Source organism: Lentzea sp. NEAU-D7 (assembly GCF_026242055.1).
Classification (GTDB): Bacteria; Actinomycetota; Actinomycetes; order Mycobacteriales; family Pseudonocardiaceae; genus Lentzea.
In genome coordinates, this window is sequence record NZ_JAPJDL010000004.1 from 322,330 (window position 1) to 348,700 (window position 26,371).

The 26,371-nt window shown below is 65.9% G+C and carries 31 protein-coding genes; 6 read left to right on the forward strand and 25 right to left on the reverse strand.

The genetic code is table 11. From position 1 onward, the window contains the following. The first annotated feature begins 242 nt into the window (after positions 1-242). Positions 243-965 carry a MarR family transcriptional regulator gene (locus ORI60_RS11545; protein WP_266037058.1) on the forward strand — a complete coding sequence of 241 codons (723 nt, stop codon included), beginning with the start codon at positions 243-245 and terminating at the stop codon, positions 963-965. On the opposite strand, the gene ORI60_RS11550 is transcribed toward ORI60_RS11545, so the two are convergent. The 21 genes from ORI60_RS11550 to ORI60_RS11650 all read right to left on the reverse strand — a co-directional run bounded on the left by ORI60_RS11550 (position 954) and on the right by ORI60_RS11650 (position 17,207). Further along, positions 954-1,544 carry a hypothetical protein gene (locus ORI60_RS11550; protein WP_266037060.1) on the reverse strand — a complete coding sequence of 197 codons (591 nt, stop codon included), beginning with the start codon at positions 1,542-1,544 and terminating at the stop codon, positions 954-956. The genes ORI60_RS11545 and ORI60_RS11550 overlap by 12 nt on opposite strands. Positions 1,545-1,601: 57 nt before the next feature. Further along, on the reverse strand, positions 1,602-2,084 hold the full coding sequence (locus tag ORI60_RS11555; protein ID WP_266037062.1) for a hypothetical protein: 483 nt from the start codon (positions 2,082-2,084) through the stop codon (positions 1,602-1,604). Between the two features lie 36 nt (positions 2,085-2,120). Further along, positions 2,121-2,414, reverse strand: coding sequence for a hypothetical protein (locus ORI60_RS11560; protein ID WP_266037064.1), 294 nt, complete (start codon positions 2,412-2,414; stop codon positions 2,121-2,123). A 30-nt stretch (positions 2,415-2,444) separates the two neighbouring features. Then, the gene (locus ORI60_RS11565) at positions 2,445-2,570 is read right to left on the reverse strand and encodes a hypothetical protein (protein ID WP_266037066.1); all 126 of its coding nucleotides are present in this window, start codon (positions 2,568-2,570) and stop codon (positions 2,445-2,447) included. 421 nt (positions 2,571-2,991) lie between these two features. Further along, on the reverse strand, positions 2,992-4,722 hold the full coding sequence (locus tag ORI60_RS11570) for a hypothetical protein (RefSeq protein WP_266037068.1): 1,731 nt from the start codon (positions 4,720-4,722) through the stop codon (positions 2,992-2,994). 26 nt (positions 4,723-4,748) lie between these two features. Beyond that, entirely contained in the window at positions 4,749-5,939 is a 1,191-nt protein-coding gene (locus tag ORI60_RS11575; protein WP_266037070.1) for an AAA family ATPase, read from the reverse strand. Between the two features lie 814 nt (positions 5,940-6,753). Continuing rightward, on the reverse strand, positions 6,754-9,030 hold the full coding sequence (locus ORI60_RS11580; protein ID WP_266037071.1) for a BTAD domain-containing putative transcriptional regulator: 2,277 nt from the start codon (positions 9,028-9,030) through the stop codon (positions 6,754-6,756). After that, positions 9,027-9,425 (reverse strand): hypothetical protein, encoded by a 399-nt coding sequence (locus ORI60_RS11585; RefSeq protein WP_266037072.1) that lies wholly within the window; start codon positions 9,423-9,425, stop codon positions 9,027-9,029. Before ORI60_RS11585 ends, ORI60_RS11580 begins: the two co-directional genes overlap by 4 nt. Before the next feature lie 22 nt (positions 9,426-9,447). Then, a complete protein-coding gene (locus ORI60_RS11590; RefSeq protein ID WP_266037073.1) occupies positions 9,448-9,834 on the reverse strand; it encodes a pilus assembly protein TadG-related protein in 387 nt (128 codons plus the stop codon). Then, the gene (locus tag ORI60_RS11595) at positions 9,831-10,256 is read right to left on the reverse strand and encodes a TadE/TadG family type IV pilus assembly protein (protein WP_266037074.1); all 426 of its coding nucleotides are present in this window, start codon (positions 10,254-10,256) and stop codon (positions 9,831-9,833) included. Before ORI60_RS11595 ends, ORI60_RS11590 begins: the two co-directional genes overlap by 4 nt. A gap of 5 nt (positions 10,257-10,261) precedes the next feature. Further along, entirely contained in the window at positions 10,262-10,654 is a 393-nt protein-coding gene (locus ORI60_RS11600; RefSeq protein WP_266037075.1) for a TadE/TadG family type IV pilus assembly protein, read from the reverse strand. A gap of 13 nt (positions 10,655-10,667) precedes the next feature. Then, positions 10,668-10,844, reverse strand: a complete 177-nt coding sequence (locus tag ORI60_RS11605) for a hypothetical protein (protein ID WP_266037076.1) — start codon at positions 10,842-10,844, stop codon at positions 10,668-10,670. Between the two features lie 8 nt (positions 10,845-10,852). Next, positions 10,853-11,731: a type II secretion system F family protein gene (locus tag ORI60_RS11610; RefSeq protein ID WP_266037077.1), complete on the reverse strand. Its 879-nt coding sequence runs from the start codon at positions 11,729-11,731 to the stop codon at positions 10,853-10,855. Continuing rightward, positions 11,728-12,546: a type II secretion system F family protein gene (locus ORI60_RS11615; protein WP_266037078.1), complete on the reverse strand. Its 819-nt coding sequence runs from the start codon at positions 12,544-12,546 to the stop codon at positions 11,728-11,730. The genes ORI60_RS11610 and ORI60_RS11615 overlap by 4 nt, the downstream gene beginning before the upstream one ends. Before the next feature lie 11 nt (positions 12,547-12,557). Then, a complete protein-coding gene (locus tag ORI60_RS11620; RefSeq protein WP_266037079.1) occupies positions 12,558-13,916 on the reverse strand; it encodes a CpaF family protein in 1,359 nt (452 codons plus the stop codon). Further along, the gene (locus ORI60_RS11625) at positions 13,913-14,632 is read right to left on the reverse strand and encodes a chromosome partitioning protein (protein ID WP_266037080.1); all 720 of its coding nucleotides are present in this window, start codon (positions 14,630-14,632) and stop codon (positions 13,913-13,915) included. The genes ORI60_RS11620 and ORI60_RS11625 overlap by 4 nt, the downstream gene beginning before the upstream one ends. Beyond that, on the reverse strand, positions 14,632-15,261 hold the full coding sequence (locus ORI60_RS11630; RefSeq protein WP_266037081.1) for a hypothetical protein: 630 nt from the start codon (positions 15,259-15,261) through the stop codon (positions 14,632-14,634). The genes ORI60_RS11625 and ORI60_RS11630 overlap by 1 nt, the downstream gene beginning before the upstream one ends. A 72-nt stretch (positions 15,262-15,333) precedes the next feature. Then, positions 15,334-16,173: a hypothetical protein gene (locus ORI60_RS11635; protein WP_266037082.1), complete on the reverse strand. Its 840-nt coding sequence runs from the start codon at positions 16,171-16,173 to the stop codon at positions 15,334-15,336. Next, positions 16,167-16,715, reverse strand: coding sequence for a hypothetical protein (locus ORI60_RS11640; protein WP_266037083.1), 549 nt, complete (start codon positions 16,713-16,715; stop codon positions 16,167-16,169). The genes ORI60_RS11635 and ORI60_RS11640 overlap by 7 nt, the downstream gene beginning before the upstream one ends. Beyond that, positions 16,712-16,900, reverse strand: a complete 189-nt coding sequence (locus ORI60_RS11645) for a hypothetical protein (RefSeq protein ID WP_266037084.1) — start codon at positions 16,898-16,900, stop codon at positions 16,712-16,714. The genes ORI60_RS11640 and ORI60_RS11645 overlap by 4 nt, the downstream gene beginning before the upstream one ends. A gap of 43 nt (positions 16,901-16,943) precedes the next feature. Beyond that, positions 16,944-17,207, reverse strand: a complete 264-nt coding sequence (locus ORI60_RS11650) for a hypothetical protein (RefSeq protein ID WP_266037085.1) — start codon at positions 17,205-17,207, stop codon at positions 16,944-16,946. Between the two features lie 459 nt (positions 17,208-17,666). On the opposite strand from ORI60_RS11650, the gene ORI60_RS11655 reads away from it, so the two are divergent. The 3 genes from ORI60_RS11655 to ORI60_RS11665 all read left to right on the forward strand — a co-directional run bounded on the left by ORI60_RS11655 (position 17,667) and on the right by ORI60_RS11665 (position 21,782). Then, entirely contained in the window at positions 17,667-20,078 is a 2,412-nt protein-coding gene (locus ORI60_RS11655) for an ATP-binding protein (protein WP_266037086.1), read from the forward strand. Continuing rightward, positions 20,078-21,295, forward strand: coding sequence for an FAD-binding protein (locus ORI60_RS11660; RefSeq protein WP_266037087.1), 1,218 nt, complete (start codon positions 20,078-20,080; stop codon positions 21,293-21,295). The genes ORI60_RS11655 and ORI60_RS11660 overlap by 1 nt, the downstream gene beginning before the upstream one ends. 148 nt (positions 21,296-21,443) lie before the next feature. Further along, on the forward strand, positions 21,444-21,782 hold the full coding sequence (locus ORI60_RS11665) for a DUF6355 family natural product biosynthesis protein (RefSeq protein ID WP_266037088.1): 339 nt from the start codon (positions 21,444-21,446) through the stop codon (positions 21,780-21,782). Positions 21,783-21,797: 15 nt separating this feature from the next. On the opposite strand, the gene ORI60_RS11670 is transcribed toward ORI60_RS11665, so the two are convergent. Both ORI60_RS11670 and ORI60_RS11675 read right to left on the reverse strand, forming a co-directional pair. Next, positions 21,798-22,523 carry a helix-turn-helix domain-containing protein gene (locus tag ORI60_RS11670; RefSeq protein ID WP_266037089.1) on the reverse strand — a complete coding sequence of 242 codons (726 nt, stop codon included), beginning with the start codon at positions 22,521-22,523 and terminating at the stop codon, positions 21,798-21,800. Next, positions 22,520-22,873 carry a zinc finger protein gene (locus ORI60_RS11675; RefSeq protein ID WP_266037090.1) on the reverse strand — a complete coding sequence of 118 codons (354 nt, stop codon included), beginning with the start codon at positions 22,871-22,873 and terminating at the stop codon, positions 22,520-22,522. The genes ORI60_RS11670 and ORI60_RS11675 overlap by 4 nt, the downstream gene beginning before the upstream one ends. Before the next feature lie 266 nt (positions 22,874-23,139). On the opposite strand from ORI60_RS11675, the gene ORI60_RS11680 reads away from it, so the two are divergent. After that, entirely contained in the window at positions 23,140-24,261 is a 1,122-nt protein-coding gene (locus tag ORI60_RS11680) for a helix-turn-helix domain-containing protein (protein WP_266037091.1), read from the forward strand. Positions 24,262-24,277: 16 nt separating this feature from the next. Here the strand turns inward: ORI60_RS11680 and ORI60_RS11685 are convergent, their stop codons facing one another. After that, positions 24,278-24,919, reverse strand: coding sequence for an HAD family hydrolase (locus ORI60_RS11685; protein WP_266037092.1), 642 nt, complete (start codon positions 24,917-24,919; stop codon positions 24,278-24,280). Positions 24,920-24,958: 39 nt separating this feature from the next. Beyond that, positions 24,959-25,237, reverse strand: a complete 279-nt coding sequence (locus tag ORI60_RS11690; RefSeq protein ID WP_266037093.1) for a hypothetical protein — start codon at positions 25,235-25,237, stop codon at positions 24,959-24,961. 119 nt (positions 25,238-25,356) lie between these two features. On the opposite strand from ORI60_RS11690, the gene ORI60_RS11695 reads away from it, so the two are divergent. Then, the gene (locus ORI60_RS11695) at positions 25,357-26,280 is read left to right on the forward strand and encodes a helix-turn-helix domain-containing protein (protein ID WP_266037094.1); all 924 of its coding nucleotides are present in this window, start codon (positions 25,357-25,359) and stop codon (positions 26,278-26,280) included. Positions 26,281-26,371 lie beyond the last annotated feature (91 nt).

The window sequence follows — 26,371 nt, forward strand, 5'->3', positions numbered from 1 at the left end:
GGCGTGGGCGGCGTTCGAACTGGGTCGCTCTGTCCGCGAGTATGACGCGGTTGGAATACTGCTACTCCGCCACCTGTCGATGTGTCTACATGAGACAGAGATTCTTCTAGTGGCTGCTTGACTTCTTGGGTTGAAGGAAGCGTCCATAGTCCTAGCCGATTCAAGCGGTAGCGCGCCGCAGGCTAATGCAAGCCCTGGCCAGGGCATGACCGCGTAACCACATCCCAGAAGCGGAGACCGTCATGCCCAGCAAGAACCGAACCAAGACGACAACCAAGATCGAGAAGAGCAGCGATGTCACAGCGCCTGAAACGGCTGCGGACAAACTGCGGGCGGCGCTGACCGCTGCGCCGGGTTCCACGGCCGTTGATTTGGCGGCCAGCATCGGGATCAACAAATCCACCGCCGGGAAGCTTCTGGCGCGCTGGGAGGCAGATGGGTCCGCAATACGCACGGCGCGCGGGGTCGTCGACGGACGACGCGCTAGTGATCTGTGGTCGGGTGTCGCCGTCGACGTGATGGAACCGGAAGTGATCGCGGAACCTGAGTCGGCCGAAGGTGCAGTTCCTGCCCGCGAGCCGTTCGACCCGGTGCCGGAAGGTCGGCTGAAGTCCGGTGCGTTGAGGCAGTTGGTGGAGCACTACCTCTACATGCGCGTACGGGCCGACACAGATCGGCAGGGCCCTCGGACGTTCTCAGGGGGCTGTGAACAATGCACTGGAAGCGTTGACGTCTGCCGGGACCGTGGTGAAGACGAACCCGGCACCGAAGCGGTTCGCGATCGCGCCTGCCGCCGGAAAGTAGATCGAACGCCCTTGAGCCGATGCCGTTGCCGGACCTGTGGGTTCGGCAACGGCTCGCTTTGGTGCTTGAGGGAAGCGAGCAAACCTCCGGGAGAAGAAGGCCGACCGGCGACTCCGCGTCGTCGGTCGGGTAAAGCTAAGGGCTGGAACCTAGTTCAGTGATGGATCACCACCTGCAGCCTGCACGGCCTGGCACTTGCCGTCGCAGGGGACGTCGCATTCGCTGGTGAGCAAAGGGCAGTCGTACCGATGTGCCTTGGTGAGCAGCACGCTGCCGTCCCGCCGGTCGATAGCGCGGAACGGGCCGCCGTTGGCCTTCGCCCACCGCACGTCATCGGGAGTGACCAGATGTTCGCCCGTGCTGCCGTAGGCCATGGCCAACAGCGCGCCGACGACATCCAGGACGTGCTCCGGGATGGAGATCGACTTGACGAGGATCGCCGTGACGCGCTGCATCAAACCGTCCGCGATGGGCTCGAGCTCGGCTTTGACGTTGATGTGCTTGAACGGCGTCGCTGTACGGTCGAACCAGTCGTCCGGGTGATGCATGACGAGAGGCGTCCAGGTCATGTCAACGCTGAGGATCTCGGCCGCGGCGAAGCACGGCTCCACCTCGACCTGCCGATGGACTCGCACTCGGACGGTGTGCGGGCCGAGATGCGCGATCCGCAGCAGCGTGTAGTAGCCCTCGGTCGCGCTGAGGCTCTCATCGACCACGGTGTGGGGGAATGGCGCGTTCATAGCGGCCTTTCGTTGGGTTGTTGGGCAAGCGAATGTCTACGGGGAACGGTTGGGAAGTCAGTCGTCTTCACTTGCGCGCGTCGGCTTCACGCGCAACAAGGCAGCGGCTGTCTTCGAAAGTTCGCGGGTTGCCACGTCCGGGTCGCAACCCACCTTCGGAAGGCGGGCCCTGATGGCGCTGGGGGACCGTTGCATGTGCTGGGCGAGGTCGTTGATGCGGCCCACCGCATCTCTGATACCCGGTTGCAGCCAGGCTTGCCGTAGTTCCGCGTCGAGGTCTTGGGTCCAAGGACGGGTGGCGTTCGCGTACCGGACCGGACGGACCTGCATCCGTGTGTGCGCGGAGAGTACGCGGGTGAGGAGCTTGCCGATCGTGCTGCCGCCCTCGACCGGGAGCCGAAAGCGCCCGTCGGCGACGACCTCACCTGACTCCGTAGTTCCGAGCAGGTCGAGCACCAGCGAATCTTCGGACTCCACGGTTGCAGCGAGTCTGTAATTGATGTTGCCGAGGTTGATCTCGTTGTGAAATGTGGATGTCATGGCGCGCCTTCCTGGTTTCTCTGGGTTTTCCTTCGATCACGCCGGCGAGTCGGCGTTCTTCGTCAGCAGAAAGACCGCGTCACCGTCGTACGTGAGCTCCACTGGCTCGTTGCCGAAGGCGAGGTGCTGGCCGTCCGCTGTGACGACTCGCCAACCTGATTGACGGATGCGGTCGGTGCAGTAGTAGCTCCCGACGAGGACGCCGTTGCGAGTGACGGTTCCGTAGAGAACCTGTTGGGCGTCGGCTGGATCGGCGACGACGGAGGTCACCACGAAGCCGTTCTCGAGGAAGCGGTCGACAACGGTTTCTGCGTGCGTGTGGGAGGTCATGTCAGGTCTCCTTGGCAGAGGCGGTCATGGTCAGTTCGGAAGTGCGAGTACGCAGTCCGCCTCATGAAGCGACGCGTCCCGGGCTTCGTCGGTGGGAACCAGGTCGGTGTCCGGGTCGAGGTAGTCGCCGAGGTCGGCGAGGCACGCGATGCGCACGACGGGCACCTCGGCGTCGCAGCCGGGGCACCTGTCCAGGACGAATCAGCTCTCACCAGGACTGGTGAAGTCGGTCAGCAGTCGCCACCGCTGAGGGGTATCGGGGTCTGCGACCGTGATCAGGTCACCAGGCACGTTGCCGTTGCGTGTGCGGTGCTGGCGGTCAGGGTCGTCCGTGACGGTGACGCGGTCGGCGGGCAACTGCAGCGCAGCCGCAACGGTTCGTGCGACGCGGGCACGTCGCGCCCACCGACTCCACTGCTCTGGTGAGTCGTGGCGGCGGCGGAACTCACTGACGCCCGTGGAACGCAAAGCTCGCGCGACGCGAACAGCCTTGTCGGCGAGGCCGGGCGCATGCTCCTTCACGGCTGTGTCGTCTCTGCTGTGCAAGGGAAACACCTCCAATAAGCGTTGATCTCGGTTAGCGGACGGCCGCCTTCAGTGCGTTGGTGGCAGCACGGCCGATCGCGGTAGCAGTGGCGGTGGGGTCGGTGAGTTGGTGCACGGTGAGGCCGTCGAAGGGTGCGTCCCAAGGGTTTGAGGTCAGCCATAGCACCGCGCAGCCGGACGCGCGCAGCCGATCAACCCGCTTTCGCCCGGCGGTGCGTTCGTCGCCGTTGAAGTGTCCGTCGGACACGATCACCAGCAGTCGTGCGGCACCGGGACGTGAGAGGCCGAGCGCACCGTCTAGGGAATCGACTGCGAGGGCAACGCTTTCCCAGTCGTCGTCAGCGTCGAACTCAGTCACCTCTGCGGGCACCTTGCCGGGGTGGGTAATAGGCCGGACGTGCACGCCGAAGATCACGGCGGCGGTGTCGGCAGGCACGGTGGCGTGCCGTCCAGCGTGGGCGAGAATCCACGCAGTCGACGCGACAGGGCCACGAAGGTGGCTCATCGATCCCGACACGTCGCACGCGATTCCCAGCCTTAGCGGCGGTGTGGGCACGGTCAGGCGTGTGGTACGGGTGAACGGTTCGGCTGTGGGCACGGCACCTGCAGCACGTTGAGCATCGGCGGCGAGTGCGCCGCGCATCCGAAGTCGTCCGGGAGGAATCGGCGAGGTCGACTTCACGGCGACTCGTTCGCGTGTGCCAGCGGTCGACAGCGCCCGTCCCAGCGTTCGGGCAGCGGTGCGTTCGGCCGTGGTCGGTTTGCGGGTGCCTGCAATGGTCGTTGATCCGTAGCCGGAACGGGGGTGGCTGCCGGAGAACACGGACCGCGCGATTGCCTCAGCTGCATCGGTAGCCGCCTTTTCGGCTGCCTTCGCTGCAGCCGCTACAACGGCCGGATCTTCTGGCGGGGCTTCGTCCGCCACCGCACTCGCCACCTTGGCCAGTGTCCGGCCGATCGCTTCGGCGAGGGGCGATGGCGGCGACGACTCGCCCGCCCTGCCGGGCTCACCAGGTTCAGGCGATTCGCTGTCAGAGTCGGTCCCGACGGTCTTGCACCAGCGCTTCGCGAGATCGATCATCGTGTCGGCGTCATCGTCGGCCGTGGCGAGAGCTTCCTGCCACAGAACACGGAGTTCGTTCAGCGTGTCGAGTCCGAGAACGTCCTCGACGACGTCGGCGACCGGTGCGGTTTCAGCGGAGGTGAGGATGCCACCGTCGACTCGTGCCAGCACCAGGGCAGCAGCACGGGCGGCGTCCGCCTTGCTCATCGTTGGGCTTCCAGCGAAGTCGGCGAGAACCAGGTTCGTCGCCGATGCGCGCAACCAGTGCCTGTCGTCTGGACGGCGACGAACGTGCGCAGACTCCATTCGGGGCTCTTCCAGCACCATCGCCGCGTCCGCCACAACGGGTGGGACATCGTCGGGTAGCTCCCACACGCTGTGCTTCGCATGTGCGCACTCGTGGGTCAGCAGTCCCCACGTGACGGGGTAACGCGCACGGTCGGAAAGGTTCGCTGGATCAACGGTCGCAGGATCCACTTCCAGGTGGTCACCGTCGACTTCGATCAATGCGCGGTTGGGGTAGAAACACGCCGGGGCACCGCCACCCGCACCGGGTGCGATGGTGACCAACAGGTCTTCCCGGTCGGCGATCACCGGTACTTCGTTCGCCAATGCGGCGGACAGCGTCAGCCATTCCGGGCGTGCGGGGAAGATGGCGGCACCCGTTGCGTCCGGGTCTGCTACCAGGTGGGCGGTCATGGCGGTGTCCTTTCCGGATGGTCGCGCTAGATGCGGGTGCCGAGTGCCAGTGGTTTGACCGTGGTGCCGAAGGCGTCTCGGACAGCGCTGGCGACGGTGGTGCGGTCTTCCTCAGGTGCGATGCCAACCAGGTTTCCGGCGGCGGCTTCGGCACCGAGTACACCCGCGATCTTCTGGAACGCGATCAGCTCACGCAGCTGCGGTGCCCAACCGATTTCGCCCCTGGCTTGGCGGGTGGCCAGGTTGCGCGCCACCTTGACGGCCCGCTTGTCGATCTTGAGTTGCGCGGCGAGGTCGTAGTCGGTGGACACGTGGATTTGAGCCGAGAACCGGGACGACAGTGCATCGGTGAGGATCGCGCCATGCACCCCGGGGTTGTGTCCGGCGACCACGTAGAACCCGTCAGCGGCGTCAACGACCTCACCGCCGTTCGCTTTGACCACGATCTGACGGCGGCCGTCCATCGCGGGGTAGACCACCGCTAGCACGGTGGGCGGGATCAACGTGGCGTCATCGATGAACAGCGGCACACCCGCGCGCATTGCACGCACCAACGGGCCGTGCACGAACACGTAGCGGCCGTCATCGGTCTGGGTGTACTCGCCGACGAAGTCGGCGACCGTGGTGTCGCCGTCACCCTGAACTGTGAGCAGGTCAGGGAAAGCGGCTTCGATCACCGACGTCTTTCCGGTCCCAGGCGGGCCGTACAGCAGTGCGGCGACTCCTGCTTCGCGCAACCGGTGCAGCGCGGTCACGTCCGGCATGCCGGACAACAACCGGGGGTGGTAGGTCAGGCCGTTCGGGCGCGTCACCGGTCCCGTGACAACAGCCGTTGCGGCGGGTTTCGGGGCAGGCGCGACGGGATCGGGAACCGCTGTGGTTGCTGATGACTTCGCGCGGCGGGGGCGTGGGGTGGGTGCCGGGGCCGGGGTGATCACGGTTGCTGCGACAACGGCGGTCGTGGCGGTAGCGCGGTAGGTCAACGGCGCAGTCGACACGACTTCGGCGGCGCCGCATTCGGCGAGTACTTTCAACGCGTTGCCCACCGCGCCCGATGATCGTCCGCCGAGTTTGGCGGCAACGACGCGCGGGGTCATGTCCGTGCCGGGGTCGTCTGCCAGCACGCGCGCAACCATGGCGCGAAGTTCGCCGTTGCGCAGACGGGTTGCCGATCCTGTCGCGGGGGCACTGGTCGGGGTCGTGGCGGGCGTGGTCATCGCGGTTCCCTTTCGGTCCGGTTGCAGGGGTCAGGCGGCCGCGATGGGCGACTCGACGTCGGGCGCGTTCTGGTGCGTTTCTGCTGCGATGTCAGCCGATTCCGGGGTGTGTGCGTGTTCGACCCATCCACAGCCGCAGTACGCGGTAACGGTGCCGTCAATTTCGGTGCTGGTGTCGGCGTAACACATGATGGACCCCGTTCGGCAGGCATGGCTCGCGCCAGGTGTGGTATTCGGTGTGGTTTCCGGTTTCCCGGTGTGATTCAAATATAACTCCGCCGCACATCAATTGCCAGTGCATTTTGGGGGTTTTTCAAGACTCTTTTCAGTGAAATTGAAGCATTCGCGCTATGGCGGTAATTGAATTCAATTGTATTTGCGGTTGCGTTCCGGCTGGAGTGCTGCCGGGTCGAGACGCCGGCCAAGGCCCAGGTCCGGCTTAGGGCTGGTCGAACAGGTCGGGGGAGGTTGGCACGGAGCAGAGGTGAGGTTGGTTCGTCGGGCCTGTGCAGGTGGTACGTGGACCGCAGGCCCGCCGCCGCGCCGTTTTGACCTCCCGCTTGTGGCCAAGCGAGTCTGGGACATCAGGTGATCCCGCTGTGGTCGCCCTGTCACGCGTGGAGTGCGTGCTGGGTGGATCAGGTCTGGAGGTGACCTCCAGGTGTACCTGGTGCTGAACCCCGGAATGATTCCCCTCCGGTGGTTGATTTGGTTGATCATGACAAAATGCACGGTAGCATCGAGTTGGGCGTGAATGAAATTGCAGGAAAAGGTTCTTTTGTTGTGGCGGAGATTTTTGGAGAGAATGCGACTCTCATGACGTGGAGAGTTGATCTTTGGCGTGGTGCCGCGGGAGGTTGGCTGCAAGCCATGTCGCTTCTGGTGATGGCTCATCGTCGATCTCTGCGAGCTTGCTGGTGAGCAGAGCGAGAGTGCGCGGTATGGCCTCGAGCCGCCCGAGCCGCCCCTGAAGCCGCATGATGTCCCGGTACAGCAGCTCGTTGTGCGGATCGAACGTCCTTGCGCGCTCCAGCAGTTCGAGCGTCTGTTCGGGATCGACTTCGCGCAACGCGTGCGCGAGTGCCGCGGCCGCGTCGATGACGTCGCGCCGCACGGCCTCGCGCACCGGCTCCAGCCATTCGCTCTCGATCCCTTCCGCGAGCGGACCTGTGTAGAGGTTGACGACCTCGCGGTATGCGTCGATGCGTTCCTGTGCGGTGCTTGCTGAGCGGCGGGCCGTGATCGCGCGGTCCAAGTGCCAGTAGTCGACCTCGACGAGATCCGGGTCAAGGCGGTAGCGACCTCCTCCGACGATCGCAATGTCGGTGATCGTTCCTCTTGTCGCCTTCGCCATCGCGTTGCGAAGCCGGGAGAGCGCCGTGTTGAGGGCGTTGTTCGTCTTGTCCGACGTGTTCGCCGGCCACAGGGCGTTCACGAGTGCCTCGCGGGTCGTGCCCTCGGGGTGTACGGCGAGGAAGACGACGAGTTCGCGTAGCCGCGGCTGAATGGCAGCGGTGACGTCGTGCTCGGTATCAGGCCAATGCAGGGCGGGCACGCCGAGTAGCCGGAGCTGGAGCAGTGGTCGGTCGGCGGGCACGACGTGCGCACTGATCTCGAGCGCGGCTTCGGCAGCTGCGGGCTGTGGATGGGGTTCGGCGTCGCGGAACAACGCGAGCAGGTCGCTCGCATCGTCGTCTCCGAGGCAGAAGAGCTTGGTGCCCGCGAGCTCCTGGCCAGGTCCAGGACTTGCTGAAGAGACCGTGCCGTCGGCACCGACGTAGAGCGTGATGCCACGCGCCCACTGCCCGAGGAAGACGCCAGCGAGCTGCCGCGAGGACTCCTGCGCAAAGGTGACTTCGAGTTGCCGCCGGCTTTGGTGGTCAAGGTGAGCAACGAGCACGGCCGGAGGTGCTTGGTCGGCGAGCTGTCGACAGCTGGAGACGATCCGCAACGCGGACGGTGGCTCACCGACTGCGGCTTCGCCAAGGAGCGACGCCAAGTCCTCAGCGGTGATCCCGACGGTCGTGCGGGTCAACGCAGTCAGGACGAGAGCACGCGCTGCCGCAACAGCGCCAGGGCCGACCAAGCCGAGCCCGCCGCATGCCGCTAGGTCGAGTGCGACTTCCCGTTCGTTCCTGACGCCGAGCGGTGTTGCGTCGTCCGCTGGAGTTGATGGGTGCTCGGAACGGTGGTGGGCGAGCCGCAGCTCGTAGACCACGGGCGCGACGCGGAGATCGTCACGTAGCCCGCTGCCGGGCTTGTACCTGACGCGGCGTCGCCGTCTTGCCACGACGAGGGCCGCGCTGACGGCAGCGGCCAAGGCAGCGCTGACGAACGCCGTGGCCCTTCCGGACGGTACGGAGTCGGGCTGCGGAAGCTGGTCCTCGTGCCGAGGCGTTTCGGGTGAAGGCGCTGGCGGCGCTGGCGATTCAATCGGGGGAGTGGACACGGGGGGAGGTGGCGGTGCTGACGGGATGAGCAGCTTCTCCCCAGGGAACACGCGGTGCGGGTCCGTGAGAAGTTGGCCGTTGGGCTGCGGCTTACCGCGGTTGAGCTCGAAGACCTCGGGCCAGCGGGCACCGTCGCCAAGCGCGCGTTCGGTCACCGCCCACATCGAGTCACAGTTGCCCGTGACCGGATCGGGTGCTCGCACGGTTTCGACCACGGCTACCGGACTGGATGAGGCCAGCTGAAGGCCGTCGCTGGTCGCCCCAGCCGCACGGTTGCCGAGCACCGACAAGACGATCGTGCCGACCAACACCGCCGCCGGCGACCTAACCGCTGCCAGGTCTGGCCACCGCACGCCGCGTAGGACGTCAGCGGCACGAAGTCCGATGTCCAGGACGAACGCGGCCCAGAGCAACCAGCAGAGGCATGCGAGTCCGTCGATCAAGAAGGAAGGCGACATCGGCTGCGCGAGTACGGAGGACAGCACAGCCCAGCTCGGGAACTCGTCCGGTAACGGCCAGCCCACGTAGTCACGCAGCCCGAGCGGCAACCCGACCAACACGGCGAGCAGTACCGCTGACGCAACCAGCGCGCGTAGCAAGTTGCCAAGGCGCCTCACGACGCCACCGGCGTTCGAGTTCATCGTTCTGGTGCAGGCTGTGGCGCCTGCGAGACGACCTCGGTGCCTGACGAGGTTTCATGCACGCCAGGCTTGCTTTGATCGCTGGAGGTCCCAGGCTTGAGTGGCCGTGTGTTCGCCCGCCTCTTCCGGCCTCGCTTCGGCTTGCTGGCGGCCGTCCACTTCGTGAGTTCGTCAGCCGGCACGTCGGTGAACGAAGCGAGTTCCGGAAGGCTCATCACGTCCTCGGCCTCGATGATCAGCTCACCGAGCTTGACGTCGACCTCGTTCAGTTCAGCCGCCAGAACGGTGCGTCGGTGCGCGAGCTCGCCGACGAGCTGTGCGGTGGCCAGCCGGCGATTGCTTCTCTCGGCGTCAGCGAGCTCGACCCGCCTGCGGATCTCATCCGTGGTGGCCATGGTGTTCCCCTTTCGAGTGTCTTCACGGGCTTGGTGCAACACCGCGGTGGGGACTCGCGTGGCCGGTTGCCTGGACGGAGATGCTGGAGATCCCGACGAGGCCGAGTAGCTGCGTGCGTTGGGAGGCGGTGACAACGACCGTGACGGTGTTGCCGGAGACGTTGACTTTGCCGCCGACACCAGCTGCGGAGAGATGTGCTTGAGCTCTGCTCGCCGCCTGGTCCGGTGCGAGCGTGAGCCGGTTGTCCAGGCGATAGGCGCTCAGGTCGATTGCTTGAGCTCCTGCTCGCGCTGCTGCCTCTGCTGCTCCCGCGGCTTGGACCTTCGTGGCGAGCGCGAGGCCACCGTCGAGGACGAGGCCGGCGAGGACCAGGAGGCTGGTGGTGAGGGCGACGAGGAACGCGGTCATGTGCCGCTCCCCGCGGAACGCCAGGCGTCAACCACCTCTGATGCGGTGGAGGACAGCTGTTTTTGGGCCGATACGCCGAGCAGCGCCGCGTCGCCGAGATCGACCGTGCATGAAACCGTCACGCTCATCGCTGCTCCTGGCCGGACATCGCCGAGGACTTCGACATTCACGCCCTCACAACTGACTCCGGAATCGGCGAGCGCCCTGGTTGCGACAGCTGTGGCAGCGGCATCAGCTCGTGCTGTCGTGTTCTCGATGCTCGCGGCGCGCGCCGCCTGGTGTGCGACGTCGTTGAGCCGAAGTCGCGCATCGACGCCGCGGTGCACTACGACCGCCACGAACACCAAGGCCATCACCATGACGGGAGCCCACAGCGTGACCTCTGCCGCTGCGGATCCACGTTGATCGCGCCACCAGGACATGCTGGTCACCGCCTCGGCTCGACGAAACGCTCAACGGGACCTGCGGCCTTGGCGTGCACCGGAAGGCTCAGGAACGGAACGACCTGCTTCGCGGTGCCCGAGATCCGCACGAGGGCCGTCTCAGAACCTCGTTCGCAGTCGACGTTCGTGTCGCGCAGGGGTCCACCTCCGAGATCGGCGAGCACATTCCGCGCACTCGCGGCGCCGTCGGCTGGCGATCCGCCGTGAACCCGAACGGCTGCAAGTCCTTGCGAAGCTGCGGCTTGCGCGATGTGCGTGGCGTGAGACCACATGGCGAACTGCACGACCATGAAGAAGGCCAGGAAGGTCACTGGCAGCATGATCACGACCTGCGCTGAGGCACTTCCGCGGTCGTCGGGGAGCCGTAGTCGTTGCACCGTACGCCTCCGCTCACAAGGAGATCTTGGAAGCGGCACCGACGAACAAGGACGAGAGAAGCGCGGCCACCGCCAAGGCCGCGGCGATGAGCGCGGCAATGGTCACCACCGTTTCGCCCACGTACCCGCGATCGTCTCGCCGTAGGCTCTCGAACGCGGCACGGACGTTGCAGAGCAAGAGATAGATCATGATCACTCCTAGAGTCCGTTGAGGACTGAAATCAGGGCCGGATATCCGATGAACAGGAGAAAACCGAGCATCAGCAAGACAAGTGGAAGGCTCATCCGCTCGGTAGCGGCACGCGCTTCACCTTCGGAATCGGTGATCTCTCTGGTGCGCAACGCTGCCGCTTTGGAAGCCAGACTGGAACGGATCTTGGCGCCGTCTGTGCCAGCGAGCCCGACGGCAGCTGCAAGATCCGACAGCTGACGCAGCTCAAGGTCCTCGCCGAGACGTTCGAGCGCGGCCCATGGGGTCGAACGCGTCACCTGAGCGGTCACGAGTGCTTGCCGCAGCTGGTGAAATACCCAGCCGGCGCCGACCTCGGCAGCGTCGGACAGCGCCGAGTCCACTCCTGCTCCACCTGCGAGCAGGATGCGTACGAGGTTGAGGTAGGCGCTTAGCGCGTGTCGGAATGCGGACCGGCGGCGTTGAGCTGCCTCACGCACCTTGAAGTCCGGCAGAAGGAATCCGGCCGCGCCGAAAGCGATAATCGCGATCGCGGAAGTCATCCACGGCCATCCGACATCGCTGACGACTAGTGCGAGGCTGACGCAGGCCGCTAGGACGGCACCGGCCAAGCCGTCAAGCACCTTCGACACCAGGTGGCGTTCGACATCTCCGCCCGTGACGTTCAGGTCAGCTCGCAGGCGTGCGCTCGGAAGCCCGAACAAGCCGACAACGTCGGCGATCCTGTGCTTGACCCTCCATACCGGACTGGTGCCCGTTGGGGGACTCGCAGGTGCGGAAAGCGTCGAAAGCACCTCGTGCAGCGAGGGTTTTGGAGGTACCAGCCACACCGCGAAGGCCCACAGCCCTGCACCTAGGCATGCTCCCCACAACAACGGCATGATCATCGCCGCACCTCTGCAACGAGGAGTCGATCGGGTTCCCGCAGGCGGGCGATTCGGGCGAGCCAGGTGAACGCCAGACCGAACAGCGCACCCACGACGGTGAGAACAAGCTGTCCTTGAAGGCTGCCGAACGGGTCGAGGTAAGCGCGGTTGAGTGCGATCAGGCCGCCGGCGAACGCGATCGTCGTGATCACGATGACCCTGACGCTCGTGCGGGTTTGTCGTCGGCTCGCCTCGATCCGCATTCGCATGGATGCCTGGTCGCGCGCTTCCGTCGCCAGCTCGCCCAGCAGTTCGGCGAGATGACGTGCCTGGTGCTCGCTGGACAGGACGAGTGCGGCGATCACGAGGTCCGCGGTCGGGTCGTGCAGTTCGTCGCCGAGGCGTCGCAACGCGACCGCCAGACGTTCGCCGCTGCGCATCTTGGCGGCGAGCGACGCCACCTCAGGCCGGATGGCTTCGGGCGCTCGGGTCGCAGTTGCCAGCACGGCGTGCTCCAGTCCAGATGCGGCGACCAAGGTGTCGCGGAGCATTTCGGTCCAACTCGCGATCGCTTCGATGCGGTCGAGCCGGGCATGTTGCTCGGCACCCGCCCGCATGATGTGAGGCAACAACGCGACGCCGAGTCCGGCCAGGACCGCCGCCGCGATCCAGCCCGTGACCACGCCGACCAGAAGAGCGACCACCACGCCGATGCAGAGCCGCACCATGAAGAAGTGGTCGGGAACGGTCCACCGTCGAGGCGGCGTGGTGGTGCCGCGAATGCCAATGACGATCAGCCACACACCTGTGGCGCATCCAGTCGCGAGCAGGGCCATCAACGCGGAACTCATGATCCCCACCGATCCACGAGTTCCGGGTCGTAGCCCACCACGATGAGTTCGTCGAGCGTGCGCGACCGGAGCGGGGCTGCAGGAACCGCTCGGAGATCAGGGCCTGGACGCCAGACCTCGTTGCTGATGATCTGGCGCCCGTCGGCGTCCACCACCTCCCGCACCGAGGACACGACGCGGTGGCGGCGGTCCGCCGAAAGGTCCAGGTGGACGACGAAGTGGAGTGCTGAGGCGACCAAGAGGTTGGTGGCTTCCAACGTCAGGCGCTCGGGTCCCTGAACCGCATATGCGCCCAGCTTGGTGAACGCACCCGCGCTGGAACTTGCGTGCAACGTGCCCATCGAGCCGTCATTGCCCATCGACATCGCGTTGGTCAGGGGAATGACTTCAGGCCCGCGCACCTCACCGACGATCACGCGGTCGGGCTGCATGCGCAGTGACTGCCACACCAGGTCGGACAACGTGATCGCGCCGACTCCCTCCAGGTTGGGCTCGCGCGCCTGCAGCGCGACCACGTCCGCGTGCGCAGGGTCCTGGTCGAGGCCGAGCTCGAACACGTCCTCGATGGTGATCAGGCGCTCGTGCGCCGGTATCGCGGCGGCGAGTGCCCGGAGCAAGGTCGTCTTGCCGATCGTCGTGCCTCCGGTGACGAGCACGTTCTTCCTCGCCCTGACCACTGCCGCGAGGAACGACTCCATCCCCGGTCCGATCGTGCCGTTGTCACGAAGCTCGCCCAGGTTCACCCGCTGGAGGCGGTGCCTGCGGATGGAGACGGACGGCCGGGCCGTCACCGTCATCACGGCCGAGACGCGTTCGCCAGATGGCAGAGCGAAGTTCACGATGGGGGAGGCGTTGTCGAAGCGGCGCTCCTCGATGCCGCTGCGGGCAGCCAGCGTGCGGATCAGGTGGACGAGATCGTCGTCGGAGTCGACGATCGGCGGCAGCATCTCGCGTGTGCCGTCGGCGCGTTTGACGATCACCTGGTCCGCGCCGTTCACGTTGATGTTCTCGATGCTGGTGTCGGCGAGTAGCGGGTCCAACCTGCCAGCGCCGAACAACTCGGCCAGGACCTCGGCGACCGCAAGCCGTTCCACATCGGCGTTGAACAGGTCGAGCCCGGCCTGAAGCCGCTTCTGTGCGATCGACTCGACGGAGTCGCGCAGAACCGCCTCGGCCAGCTGACGGCGCTGCAGTGGTCCGAGCGGTGGGCGCTCCGCATTCCCGTCCGCCCGCAGTCGGGCGCTGAGCTGGTCGGTGACGTCGTTCCGGAGCCGTTCACGCAGACCGCGGACGTCGCTCATCGGCCTCGGAAACGGCAGGTCCGCAGGCCCGCTCAGCGGTGTCACGGCGGTCATCGGGAACTCCGCTGCAGCGTCATGTCCTGCTGAGCCGTGCGCAGGAGCTGTCCAGCGAGCCCTTCTGCATGTCGGCTCAACGCCGAGTCGAAGCCGCGCTGATGCCACAGCGACTGCGTGCCCTTGGCGTCGTCCGGGATGCTGGCGAGCACCGGCAGGCCCAACGCCTCCGTGACCTGTGCCGATGGATAGCCCTTGCCCACGAGCACGAGGCCGAGCCGGTGTGACCACGTCTGCACCTGGGCTCGCCTTGCCGCTACGTGCGCCAACGAGTCGTCGTGAGGCCGGACCACGACAACGACCGCGTCGGCGGACCTCAGCAGTCCCAGCATCTTGGGGTCCGGATCGACTCGGCCGACGTCGACGATGAGCGGAGAGCCGAGTGTCCGAAAGGGACCGAACTTCGAGGCCGCCAGCGCTCCGAGTGCTGCTCGCGACTGCGCAGGATCAGACGGCGCGGGCACGATCCGCAGACCGCTCGCCAGGGCGTGTGCGTGCTGGGCCAGGAGCTCTGTGCCGGGGTTGCCACGCGCAGCAGCGGTGAGGCTGACGAGGCCTGGAGAGCTCGGCAGTCGAAGGCGCGCTGCGGCGTCCCCGCCGGCCAAGTCCGCCTCGACGACGATCGGGCGAACCGGCTCCGGCCAGCGGGTACCGAGTGCGACAGCGAGCGTGCTGGCACCGGGCGAACCTTTGAGGGAACAGGTGATGACCATCATCAACGACCTCCGACCATCAGCACGGCGATCTTGTCCGCGGGTGTCGAGGAGAGGGCTCGCGCATCGAGTTCAGGCAGCTCCATCGAGACGACGGGTGCCTGGTCCGTCCTGTCGACTGCGACGACCACGGCACGCCAGGAACTCGCTGAGTTGCCTTCGTTCGTTGAGGAGGCCAGTACGAGCACGTTCGACCCGGCGGACAGCTCGGGAGGGAACTGCCCAGGTTTGAGCCCAAGGGCGGCGATCGCCCTGCCGTCGCCAGGCAGTCGCGGCGGTCCGAGCACGTCGTCGGTCAGGAGAACCCCGACCGGGAGCGAGTACGCGACCGGCCTACCGACCACGCTTGAGGCGGCAGACGCGGGAACGACCTTCACGGCACCGTCCACGGCGAGACTTACCCCGACAAGGTCCTGCTGCAGGATCACGTGGCCGACATCGACCGGTCGCGCCAGCGCGATGACCTCCTGGCGGTCACCGAGCTGTTGTGCCGCAACAACCCCACCAGCTGCACATGCCACCACCAGCACAGCGCCGAGAATCAGATGGGGGAGACTTCGTCGCTTACGGCCGGGCAGCCGGGGCGGCACCATGTCGGCCGGCTTGGACTTGAGAGCCTGCTGCGTGTTCATCCTGGCCTCCTGAAGGCATGGGCTATCGCGACGTGACACCTGATTTGGCGGCACGCTCGGGCATTGCTGGGATTAGCGGGAGTTGAGAGCCTGGCTCTCGGCGACGCGCAAACTCGTCGACGTTGTCGTCGTCAGGCCTGGGAAGACGCCGCTCTGTCCGGCACCGGACCACCGCACGTTCCACTGGACCGTCACCGTGGCGGTGTAGACCTCGCCGGCTATCCCTTTGGAGGCGCGTCGGTAGGTGTGACCGCAGTCGGGCGAGGCGGCTTTCGGGTCATGACCCGTGGTGAACGGCGTGCCTGGGCCGGTGCACGTCACGGTGGTGCCGTCGCCCGTGGACCACGACGCGGTGACGGGCTCAGCGACAGCGGTGACGGTGATCCCGGGGACCGAGGCACTCGCAGAGGTCGTTCGCCAACCTTCGCGTAGCCACAACCAGCTCGGCAGGTGCACCAACTGCTCACCGGCCGGGTTCACCGCGATCGAGGGTGTGGGCAACCGGAGTCGGCCCTTGGCCATCATCGCCACCTGCTCCGGCGTGATCGACGGTGTGGCCTGTTGTCCGGCAGGTATCCAGACCGGCGGTCGGTTCGCGGTGGCCTTGCCGTCGGCCGAACACAAGAGGCGAAACCATCCACCTGGCCCTTCCGGATGGGGAACAGCAGGGTCTCCCTGATCGACCGGGACGTACCTGCACTCGAACGAATCCGAGGTCTCTTGGTGGGAGGTTGTGTCCGAGACGCTGGGATGCTCCTGAATCTGGGACATCTCCGCGATGAGCTCGCAGCCCGGACCAGGTTTCGTCGAGCAGTCGACCGAGCCCCAACCAGGATCACCTCGAGCTGATGACGCTGTGGCCACGAGCCCGGCCGTCGTGATCGCCACGGCGAGAGCGATACGCGTCAGCATGACCCGACTCCCTGCACCGCGAACCGCGTCACCTGCCAACTGCCGTCGGGTTGGGCTTTGACCTCGGCGAGGATGGAGCGTCGGCCGCCACCTTGACCGTCCACAGGTTCGTTCGTTCCTCGGCGGTACTTCAACCACGCGCTGTCGTCGCCACAGTCCCTGATCTTCACTACCGTCACCACGCCGCCGGAATGGTCCACATTGGTCACCTCGGGATCACTCTTGGGGGATCCCTTGGTGACCAGACCTTTCCGACTGTCCTCGGCGAGGCTGTTCTTGATGACCACAAGCGCGTCGCCGGTCGCGTGCTTGGCGAGCCCAGGCGCCTCCGAGTTCGACGTTTCGCCGGCGGCTGCCATCTCACGCCACATCGCGAGGTAGGCGTCGAGCGCCTTGCTTTCAGGCGGATCGGGCAACGGGGCGAAGCTCGTGCCAGTTGATGTCGAGGTGTCCTGGGGTGGGGGTGAGCTGTTGCTACCCATACCGCACGACGTCACGGCGAGAACACCGAGAATCGTGGCGATTCGTGAGTTGATGGTCATCGCGGCCTCCAGGTGGTCGGTGGGGCCGAGGTGGGCGCCGGGGGAGCAACGACGCCCACCTCGATCGGAGCGCCCGGCTTCGCGGTGATGTCCGGGCGGAGGTACTGGTTGAAGGACAGGAGGACAATCACCACGAAGGTCGCGGTGGCGCGGTGCAGCGCACGTTGTGCCTCGTAGACGATCACGGGGTTCTCGTCTCTGAACGGCAGGCACATCACGCGCCGCCGTTCAGATCAGCAAGATCGCGCCTGCTGCGCTGGCAATCAGAAATGGTCCTAGCGCCAGTGTGTCGCCGCGGCGGGTGACGTGGCAGGCACGTAGAGCGCGCATGCTGACGGCCGCGACTACGAACGCGGTCATGAGCCCGATGAACAGCTGTCGCCAGCCGAACCAGCCCAGGACGAACGCGATCGGGGCCAGGAGCACGACATCGCCGAAGCCAAGGCCCTGGCGTGAGCCGACGTAGATCGCCAGGCCGGCGGTGGTCACCACCACCCGCTGCCAGACCTGCGCGGAGCAGCGAGTCGAAGTCGAACCGCACGAGCGCCAGGAACGACAGTTGGACGATGCTTCCTGCCAGCAGCGCCCCGCTGATCTGATGCGGCATCCGGTGCGTGGTCGAGTCGATCATCGCGAGAAGAAGTCCAATGATCACGAACCACGAGAGTGCGCTCGCCTCCTGCTTCACCTGGGTCGTTACGCAGCTCAACGCGATGCAGAGGAATCCACTCGCGGCCGCCAAGGGTGTCCAGCCGCACCTCGTCATGGCGCTCAACGAGACCTGCTCGTCGTGCGTCACGGAGCGGGCGAAGGTCATCACCATCGGCCCCGCGAGGAGGCCGAGAAGTCCGTACGTCGTCCAGTGCGGCACAGCAGCTCCCTCCGTGTGGAGGCCCTCCAAGTTGGCTTGATCTGATCAACGAAAGTTGTCGTTCGACCGGGTGGTCTCCCATGCCTGGCTGCCCGGAAGCCGAGGCGAAGTGCGGCTGGATCGTCATACGCTCACCTCCTGGACCTGGGGGTTGCACTGTTCGTAGTCGGGGGACTGCGTTCAGTGTTGGCAGGATTGACGGCGAATGGCCAGGGGAGGGGCGTCTCCAGATGAACAGCAGACGGCAGCAGACGGGCGTCGAAACGACCGAAATGAGCTTCGGGCAGCTTCTCCACCTGCTCAGAGAGGACCGCAAGCTCTCGCTGAAGGACCTGGCGGCCGGGGCGAACGTCAGCAAGGGCTATCTCAGCAACCTCGAACACGACATCCGCAGCCCTTCCGCCGAGATCGCGGAGGCGATCGACCGTGCGCTCGAGGCAGGGGGCGAGCTGTCCGACCTCGCAGTACCTAGGCCACGAGCAAGGGTGACCCGTGAACGCATCCGCCCAGCCCAGCTGCCAGCTGCCTTGCGCTCGTTCGTTCCGCGGCAGGAGGCGCTCGCGCAGGCGTCAGCCGCGTTGGACGCACACGAGGGCCTGATCGCATTCGACGGCCCGGCCGGCGTGGGTAAGACCGCGTTCACGGTGCATTGGGCTCACGCCATTGCTCCGAACTTCCCGGACGGAGTGCTGTTCACAGACCTGCGCGGCTTTGCCGCTGACTCGCCGGAAGATCCTGCCGTCGTGCTCGGCCGGTTCCTGCGGGCGTTGGGCACCTCGCCGCATGACATCCCGAGCGACCTGGACGGCCGCGTTGCGCTGTACCGGACGTTGCTGGAGGCGACGCGGACGCTCGTCGTGCTGGACAACGCGGTCGACGCTGATCAGATCCGTCCCTTGCTACCCAGCTCGCCGCGGTCATTGGCGCTGGTAACCAGTCGCAACAGGCTCTCGGGCGCGGTCGTGCAGGACGGTGCCGTCCGGATCACCCTGCGCCCGATGCGCTCGGACGAGGCGCTCGACCTGATGCGTTCCGTCCTGGGCGCGAGGGTGGACGGTGACCTTGACTCCGCGCGGGTCATCGCCGACCGAGCTGGTCGTCTACCGCTCGCGCTGCGCATCGCCGGCGAGCGCGCGAACCTGCTGCCGACCGTCCCGCTTCGGAAGCTCGCCGACGAGTTGACCCGTCGCCAGCCGCTCGACGTGCTTACCGCGGACGAGACGTTGGCCGTGAGGACCGTGCTGTCGTGGTCGCACGACGCGCTTCCGGACCCCATCGCGGCCACATTCAGGCAACTCGGTCTGCACCCCGGCGGTCCGATCAGGATCGAGGCCGCGGCCGCGCTCATCGGGCTGTCACCGCTGCAAGCGCAGGGGCACCTGTCCGCCCTCGCCACCGTGCACCTCGTGGAGCAGACCGCGCAGGACAAGTTCGTCATGCACGACCTCGTGCAGGCCTACGCCCTCGAGCAGGTCCGTGAGCTCGGCGGTGAGGAGGCCAACCGTGCGGCTCTGTCGCGTTTGGTCGACCTCTACCTGAACACCGGAGCGGCGGCGATCCGGATGCTGTGGCCGTCGCGGCCGCGGAGGCCGCTCGACGTGCCGCGGGCCGACATGACGACGCTGACGTTCCACCAGCCCGCCGATGCGGTCCGGTGGTTCGAGGACGAGCTCCAGCTCCTCGTCCGCCTGGTCCGGTGCGGCGCTCGCTGGAACGTCACCTCGGCTGCGTATCTGCCTGTGGTGGTCAACGAGATGCTGTTTCACCGCCGCGCCTGGTCGTGGTGGGTTCCTGCTCTGCGGGACGCGCTGGAGATGGCCCGGCAGGGTGGCCACCGCGACGCCGAGGCGTGGGCGCTGGAGACGCTTGGCGACGCAGGCATCGACGAGCTGAAGGCGGGGTCGTCGGCAGGTTTGTACCGCCAAGCGATGCAGATCAGGACCGAGCTGGGCGACCTCAACGGTCTTGCCGCGTGCCACGTGGGTCTCGGTCGAGCTTGCTACCAATTGAACGATCTCGACGCCGCGATCGCGCACCTTGAGACTGCACGCCGGCTGAGCACGGAGGCCCATGACCAGTGGGAATACGCGGTGGCCTCTGCGCATCTGGCATCCGTGCTGGCAGCTTCGGGCGATGTCGTTGGGGCGCGATCTCTGCTCACGGACGTGCAGACGATCTTCGACGAAGCCGAGGACCTGATGTCGTCGGGCTGCACCTCGACCTTGCTGGCAGGTCTGGCCGAGTCGAATGGCGAGTACGAAGTCGCTCTTCGCCACCTGGAGAACGCGTTGTGCACCTTCAGCAAGGTCGCCGACGTTTGGAGTCAGGCCCACATCCACAGGCGCGTCGGCGACCTGCACGCCGACCGCGGCAACCTCCACGCCGCCCACAGATCGTGGTCCGCGGCCGCCGACCTGCTCAGCGAGAACACCGAGCCGACCGCAGCCGGGCTGCGGAAACAGTTGATAGAGAGCCTCAAGGAGGACGTCTAGTGCACCAGGCGCTCAGCACCATGCCCGCGCTCACCGGAAGTCTGGACACCGATGAGAACGCGCTCGCGTGGGCCGCGCACGACTACGGCGACACCGTTCACGACCGTCCGACAGCCGTGCTGAGGCCCGCCAACGCGGCCGACATCAGCACGGTGATCAAGCACGCCGGCGACCACAACCTCTCCGTGGTTCCCCGCGGACAAGGCCACTCCACCAGCGGCCAAGCTCAAGCGCCCGGCGGAGTGGTCATCGACATGACCGCGCTCTGCGCGATCCACGAGGTCGGACCCGACCGGGTCGTGGTCGATGCGGGCACGAAGTGGAGCGACGTGCTGCGCGCGACCCTGCCGCACGGGCTGACGCCGCCAGTGCTCACCGACTACCTCGAACTGACCGTCGGCGGCACCCTGTCCGTCGGTGGCCTGGGCGGGGCCAGCCATCACCACGGCGCCCAAACGGACAACGTGCTGTCGCTCGACGTCGTCACCCCTACCGGCGATGTCGTGACGTGCTCACCGAGTTCGAACCGCGCCGTGTTCGACGCGGTACGCGCAGGCCGCGGGCGCAACGGCGTCATCACCCGGGTGACCCTGCGCCTCGTCCAAGCCCCGGAAACCGTTGCCTGGCACAAACTCCACTACGACACGATTGGCCAGCTCGTCGCCGATCAACGCCAGTTGGTGACCACCGGAACTTTCGACTACGTAGAAGGGCAACTCAAGCTCCGCGAAGACGAGCATGTAGCCGAACTGGAGGCTGTCACCTTCATCGGAACCGGCACCGGGCAGGGTGATCTTGGAGACTTATCCTTTCGTGAAGCCGAAACCCAGGCCGTGACCTACTGGGAGTTCGTCGATCGGCTAGCACCCGGAGAACCTGTCCTGCGCGAAGCCGGTCTCTGGGAGTCACCGCACCCGTGGTGCAACCTGCTCGTTCCAAGCGCTTCGGTGGAGGATCTGCTTCACCGTGCCGATCGCGAACTCGGCGCCGATCTCTACAGCGACTTCGGCCTCGTTCTCGCCTATCCGTTGCGCACCGACAGGATCACCACACCTCTGCTGCGTCTGCCGGACGACGACCTGGTGTTCCTGGTCGCGGCGCTGAGGTACGCACCATCCGCGTCGCCGCAGATCGTCACCGCGATGCACGAGGCCAACGATCGATTGGTCAGCAAGACTCTCGCCGCCGGCGGCACCCTGTACCTCGACCCGCTGTAAGTCGGGCGTCTTCCGTCTGCTCTCCACGGGCAGACGGAAGACGTCTTCTGAATCCGTTGTGGACACCCGAAAACTGAAGTGCACCACGTACTTCAGGAGAAGGGTGGAAACAACGATGAACGGACGACTCGCTCGCGCTGCCACTACGGTGGGCGTGCTGCTCGCCACTACTGCGATGGGCCTGATCGAAGCGCCTTCCAGCTCTGCGGCGCGGATCATGCCGCCACGCTGCGGCTTTTACGAGGTGTCGCCCCCGGTGGGAGAGCTCACCGGTCGGTACGTGCACTGCGCGGACAGCTTCATCCTCATCAAGTTCCACTGGTCCACAGGCAGCACCGGGACGGCGTGCGTGCCGCCGTGGTGGCAGATTCCGTTCTACAGGGACGGACAACACAAGGTCGTCAACGCGTACTACGTGATCACCCCGCCCAACCTCACCGGGCCGCCCAACGACCGCAGGTGTTCGACAGGACAACCGCGAGCGTGATCGAGAAGCTCCAAATCACTTGGACGTGGCGGACTTCGAGCGCTGCGCCTTCTTCCGTGCGACGTCCCGAACGCGACGTACCGCGAACTGGTGAGTGAGCACAGCGCGGAACGTCGGTTCGGCAACTCGCAACGCCAACACCTGCTTGTCGGGCTTCGAGTGACAGGCGGCCCGGACGATCAACTCGGTCGCGTCGACCTTGTAGATGTGAGCCAGCTCGGCAAGTGTGATCAAGGTCGGCAGTGCGTGCCCGTTCTCGAACGCCGACAGCTCGGTGTTTGAAAGGGTTGACGCCTTCTCGGCGACCTCGGCCTGGCTCGGTCCGGAGGCAATACGCGCGTCTCGCAGTGCTTTGCCTAGTGCCACGGCATAGGGCTGCTGGGTGGAGAAGTCGCCCAAGGCGCGGTCGATGTCCAGTCCGCGCTCCGCCACCAGTTCCCGGAGGTCAGCGTCGTCTGCCTGTTGAAGGAGTGCACGTGCGCGGTCGACACGGTCAGCCGACAGCCAGAAGTGATCCTCGGCGGGAACGACGGCCAGATCGGTGCGCCGGCCGAGCACGCGCACCTTCGTGAACCGGCGCAATTGGTTGAGCAGGTCGACGTCAGAGAGGCGCGCCAACTCCGCGAGACGAGCGACGTTGTGCTCGACGCTCACGCGTTCGAGGAATACCACCAGGACGATGCCGCCTTTGCGGCTCCAGGAGAGTCGTTTGTCCCTGGAAACCCGTTCGCTGATCTTCATCGGCGACCTGTTTGGAGATGGGCGCCCTGGGCGATCAACGTGTCGATGACGAGGTCAAGCACGTCGATCGGGCTGTCGGTGCCGGACGCCGCGGAAGCTCCAGGCCGACGCGACGACGAGGGTCTGGCGTCCTGGCCCTTTCGTGGCCACGGCAGGATTCCTTCGGATTCTCGCCACGCCCGATCGCACTCATGGCAGGTCGGCCAGTAGCGAGCATCATTGGGCCACCTATCGGAACCCGCCGTCACTTCGATGCCGCAGAGGGTGCGGCCGACGTGGTTGACAGCTAGTTCCTGGGGTATCGCGTGGCGGCCCTCGTCATGGGGCTGCCATTTGTAGCTTCGAACCATGGCCGATCACTTCCCGTGAACGTCTGCGCGACTAGCGCACCTGATGTCGGCTGTGATCCACGGAAATCGACATAACTGTGGAGAACCAGGGCGGGTATCCGGCCACAACCGAGCAGGAATCCGGCGTCTGGCGCTCCTGCCTGCGTAAACGTCGCGATGACCCGACCGGGTGAAAATGAAGTTCTCTTGGTGGAACGGTTGTTCGGCAGGTGTTCCGAGCTAGCCTGTGCAGGCACAATGCGCCGAATTCGCGTCAGGGGAGACCGATGGCGAAGCCGAGGAAAGGGCTAGCCGCCCGCCGCAAGGCCATGGGGTATTCGCAGGAGAGCCTGGCCGAGCGCCTGCGAGTCACTCCCGGAACCGTCGGTCGCTGGGAGCAGGGCAAGTCCAACCCGGAAGCCTGGCTCCAGCCTCACCTCGCGAAGGTGCTGGATGTGTCCGTTCAGGAACTGATCGACCTCCTGAACCCGCGCGCTGACGAGCGTGTCGAAGCGCGGTCGATCGGCAGTCGATCAGACCAGCCTGGACATGATCCTCGTAGAGCCGTCCAAAACAGCTATAGCCTCGACAGCGTGCACGGCGTCGTACCGCTTGTGCGGCGGGCACTCGACGCTTTCGACCTTCCTGATGATGGACCTACTCGCCCGCTCATCGAGATCGCTGCAGACGTGGCCCGCGTCAACGAGCACCGTCTTGAGGCCAGGTACGGCGCACTCGCAGAAGTTCTGCCAGACCTTCTCGCAGAGCTGGCGCGGGCAGCTCAGGTCGCCAGGCCAGGCCTGCAGGAGCAACAGGTTGCGTTGCTTCGTGCTCTTGCGCTTCGTGCCGCAGACGGCATCGCCTTCAAATTCGGATACCTTGATCTCTCAAGCCGCCTGATCGACCTGATGCGGCAGTCGGCGGCTCAGGCGAATGACCCGCTGCTCGTGGCAGCGGCCGAGTACGTCCGCACAGAGACGTTCTTCGCCAGCGGCGATCTCAGTACTGCCGGTCACGCGCTCGTCAAAGCTGCCAGTGAGTCGGCCTTGTCCAATCTCGACGATCAACATGTTGCTTTTGGCCCGCAGTCGATTCGCATCCACGAACTTGCGGTGGCCACTGAATTGCGCGACCCGATCGGCATCGAGCGGGCGGCGACATGGCATCCATCAGCGGAATTGCCCGCCGAGCGCCGTTCGCACTACTACATCGAGCTGAGTAGCGCGCAACACGATCTGGGCCACCACGAGGAGGCCTACGTCTGCATCGAGATGGCGCGTGACGCGGCTCCTCAACACACGCGAGAACATCCGCAAGTCAAAGGAACTCTCGCTTCGCTTCTCCAGCATCGTCCCGGAAACAACAGGGTGGTCGAGCTCGCCGCCTGGGCTGGGGCGCGGGCGATCTGACGTATCGGCAGCGGCTCTAGCCCTTGAGCAGCGCAGGAAGCTCACCCAGTGAGCTGATGACCCAATCGGCATCCCGCCTCACCAACGGGTCGTCCGCCCACAGGTATCCCCAAGGACCGCGCCGGATCAGTGCCGTACGCAGCCCCGCAGCCTTCGCAGCAACGACGTCGTTGTCCCGATGGTCTCCCACGTACACGATCTGCTCGGCAGGAACTGCAACAGCTTCGACGACGCGCTCGAAGAAGATCTCCGAGGGCTTGGCAACGCCCCATTCCCCAGACGTCGACACGAAATCAGTCGGCAGGGCAAGGGCTCGGAGCAACTCGGCCGCGCGGGCAGTCTGGTTGCCGGCAACCCCAACCCTTAGTCCAAGGCCCTGCAACGCCGCGAGGCTTGACCGGACGTCGGGGTAGAGGTCCTGCTCCTCGATCCGCTCACCTAGCCCGGCGTCCTCGCGCAACAACCGTTCGTGCGCGACGTTGAAGCCTGGGCGGAAGTACTGGAAGGTTTCCGCGTTGTCTCTTCCAGAGACGGTCACTGCGCCAAGAACGGTCGAGAACGTGTGCCGCGGCACGCCGATCCAGTCGGCCCACGCAGCCCACTCGCGCGAATCGTCCAACAGTGTTTCGCCGACATCGAAGACGACAGCAGTGACCATGAACCCACTCTTACGCCATCGAGGTGCGCGCGGCGAGCGCTACGCCTCGTTAAGTTGACGTCGGCGGCGTGCTACAGCCTGCTCGGGCGGGAGATGGTCGAGCGGGTTCGTTACGTCTTCAGTCATGTACCGGTGTTCGAGCCAGACCGACTTGCCCAGCTCCACGTCGCTTCCCGGCCGTTCCTCGGGATCGACAAGGCTGACCACCCGGACCCCGCTGCGGTGCTTACGGTCCACGTCGAATCGCTCGCGTGAGCGGTCGGGCGATGGGGCGAACACCCGATCGGGCGACCAGCGGCGTTTCTGCAGGTGAGACATAGCAGTTGCGGGATCCTTGCTAGGACGCTGCGCGATTGATGAGCTGGTCTGGGCTGCGGGGGAGCAGTTGGCTGATTGTGCTTGGCACAGACCGATCTCAGCTACTGCAAGGAAGTCCCATGCCGCAGAGATGCTCCACGGCTCGTGGCCGCGAGTTCGGCGAAGGCGTGCGGGCGGCCATCAAGGCCTCCGGAATGCCCGCGCGACGGGTCGCTGAACTCGTCGGCTGGCAGGAGGCGAAGCTGTCGGATTTCTTGAACGGCAAGATCGGATGCACCGAAACAGAGTTGGCTCTTCTGCTGGGCGTGTGCCGCACGCCAGTGGAAGAACGTGATCATCTTTTGCGCCTTCGACCCGCGACGCACGTCAAAGGCTGGTGGCAGAAGCATGGCTCGTGTTCATCTGCCCGGCTGCGCACGCTTGTCGAAAACGTCCGCGAGGCGAAGACCCTGACCACATGGCACCCCCATGGCCTCCCGGCCTTTCTGCAGTCGGCGGACTACCTGCGCGCCACGATGCTCGCCTCTCCGAACGTGCCCGACGAAGAGGCCGACCGACGTGTCGCAGCGGGACGGGAACTGCAGGAGGTGCTCTCCGGCGGTGGCCTGCAGTGCACGTTCTACATCCACGAGCAGGCGCTGCACCTTCCGGTTGGCGGCGATGAGGTGCACGTCGGCCAGATGCATCACCTGTTGCTGATGGCAGTGCGTAGGAACGTCACGATCAGGATCTTGCCGACGGCGGTCGGTGCCCACGCAGGCATGAGCGGGGCATTTACGCGGCTGACCTTCTGCGCGCACGAGCCGCTGGTCGTCGTGGAGCTCGAGAACTCCACGCTCATCGAAGAAGACAAGGACTCGGTCGAGGGTTATCTGCAGGTCGTTCGTTCGCTCGACCGAGCCGGCCTGGACGAGGAGAGGTCGAAAATGGTGCTGCTCCAACTTGCCGAGCGGTTGTCCACCGCCGACTCCTCAGGACACGACCGGTTGTCGCCAGGTGCGCTGGCCGTGGGGGCGCCCTTCCCAGGGGGTCACCGGATCTGAGTCGGGGGGGGGGGGGGGGGGGGGGGGGGGGGGCCGGCCCCCCCGCCGGCGGCGGGGGGGGGGGGCGGGGGGGGGGGGGGGGGGGGGGGGG

Bases quoted from the DNA above. Each gene is read 5' to 3' on its own strand.
- ORI60_RS11545 (WP_266037058.1), top strand. From the start codon at position 243: ATGCCCAGCAAGAACCGAACCAAGACGACAACCAAGATCGAGAAGAGC.
- ORI60_RS11550 (WP_266037060.1), bottom strand. From the start codon at position 1,544: ATGAACGCGCCATTCCCCCACACCGTGGTCGATGAGAGCCTCAGCGCG.
- ORI60_RS11555 (WP_266037062.1), bottom strand. From the start codon at position 2,084: ATGACATCCACATTTCACAACGAGATCAACCTCGGCAACATCAATTAC.
- ORI60_RS11560 (WP_266037064.1), bottom strand. From the start codon at position 2,414: ATGACCTCCCACACGCACGCAGAAACCGTTGTCGACCGCTTCCTCGAG.
- ORI60_RS11570 (WP_266037068.1), bottom strand. From the start codon at position 4,722: ATGACCGCCCACCTGGTAGCAGACCCGGACGCAACGGGTGCCGCCATC.
- ORI60_RS11575 (WP_266037070.1), bottom strand. From the start codon at position 5,939: ATGACCACGCCCGCCACGACCCCGACCAGTGCCCCCGCGACAGGATCG.
- ORI60_RS11580 (WP_266037071.1), bottom strand. From the start codon at position 9,030: ATGAACTCGAACGCCGGTGGCGTCGTGAGGCGCCTTGGCAACTTGCTA.
- ORI60_RS11585 (WP_266037072.1), bottom strand. From the start codon at position 9,425: ATGGCCACCACGGATGAGATCCGCAGGCGGGTCGAGCTCGCTGACGCC.
- ORI60_RS11590 (WP_266037073.1), bottom strand. From the start codon at position 9,834: ATGACCGCGTTCCTCGTCGCCCTCACCACCAGCCTCCTGGTCCTCGCC.
- ORI60_RS11595 (WP_266037074.1), bottom strand. From the start codon at position 10,256: ATGTCCTGGTGGCGCGATCAACGTGGATCCGCAGCGGCAGAGGTCACG.
- ORI60_RS11605 (WP_266037076.1), bottom strand. From the start codon at position 10,844: ATGATCTATCTCTTGCTCTGCAACGTCCGTGCCGCGTTCGAGAGCCTA.
- ORI60_RS11610 (WP_266037077.1), bottom strand. From the start codon at position 11,731: ATGATCATGCCGTTGTTGTGGGGAGCATGCCTAGGTGCAGGGCTGTGG.
- ORI60_RS11615 (WP_266037078.1), bottom strand. From the start codon at position 12,546: ATGGCCCTGCTCGCGACTGGATGCGCCACAGGTGTGTGGCTGATCGTC.
- ORI60_RS11620 (WP_266037079.1), bottom strand. From the start codon at position 13,916: ATGACCGCCGTGACACCGCTGAGCGGGCCTGCGGACCTGCCGTTTCCG.
- ORI60_RS11625 (WP_266037080.1), bottom strand. From the start codon at position 14,632: ATGATGGTCATCACCTGTTCCCTCAAAGGTTCGCCCGGTGCCAGCACG.
- ORI60_RS11630 (WP_266037081.1), bottom strand. From the start codon at position 15,261: ATGAACACGCAGCAGGCTCTCAAGTCCAAGCCGGCCGACATGGTGCCG.
- ORI60_RS11635 (WP_266037082.1), bottom strand. From the start codon at position 16,173: ATGCTGACGCGTATCGCTCTCGCCGTGGCGATCACGACGGCCGGGCTC.
- ORI60_RS11640 (WP_266037083.1), bottom strand. From the start codon at position 16,715: ATGACCATCAACTCACGAATCGCCACGATTCTCGGTGTTCTCGCCGTG.
- ORI60_RS11655 (WP_266037086.1), top strand. From the start codon at position 17,667: ATGCCTGGCTGCCCGGAAGCCGAGGCGAAGTGCGGCTGGATCGTCATA.
- ORI60_RS11670 (WP_266037089.1), bottom strand. From the start codon at position 22,523: ATGAAGATCAGCGAACGGGTTTCCAGGGACAAACGACTCTCCTGGAGC.
- ORI60_RS11675 (WP_266037090.1), bottom strand. From the start codon at position 22,873: ATGGTTCGAAGCTACAAATGGCAGCCCCATGACGAGGGCCGCCACGCG.
- ORI60_RS11680 (WP_266037091.1), top strand. From the start codon at position 23,140: ATGGCGAAGCCGAGGAAAGGGCTAGCCGCCCGCCGCAAGGCCATGGGG.
- ORI60_RS11685 (WP_266037092.1), bottom strand. From the start codon at position 24,919: ATGGTCACTGCTGTCGTCTTCGATGTCGGCGAAACACTGTTGGACGAT.
- ORI60_RS11690 (WP_266037093.1), bottom strand. From the start codon at position 25,237: ATGTCTCACCTGCAGAAACGCCGCTGGTCGCCCGATCGGGTGTTCGCC.
- ORI60_RS11695 (WP_266037094.1), top strand. From the start codon at position 25,357: ATGCCGCAGAGATGCTCCACGGCTCGTGGCCGCGAGTTCGGCGAAGGC.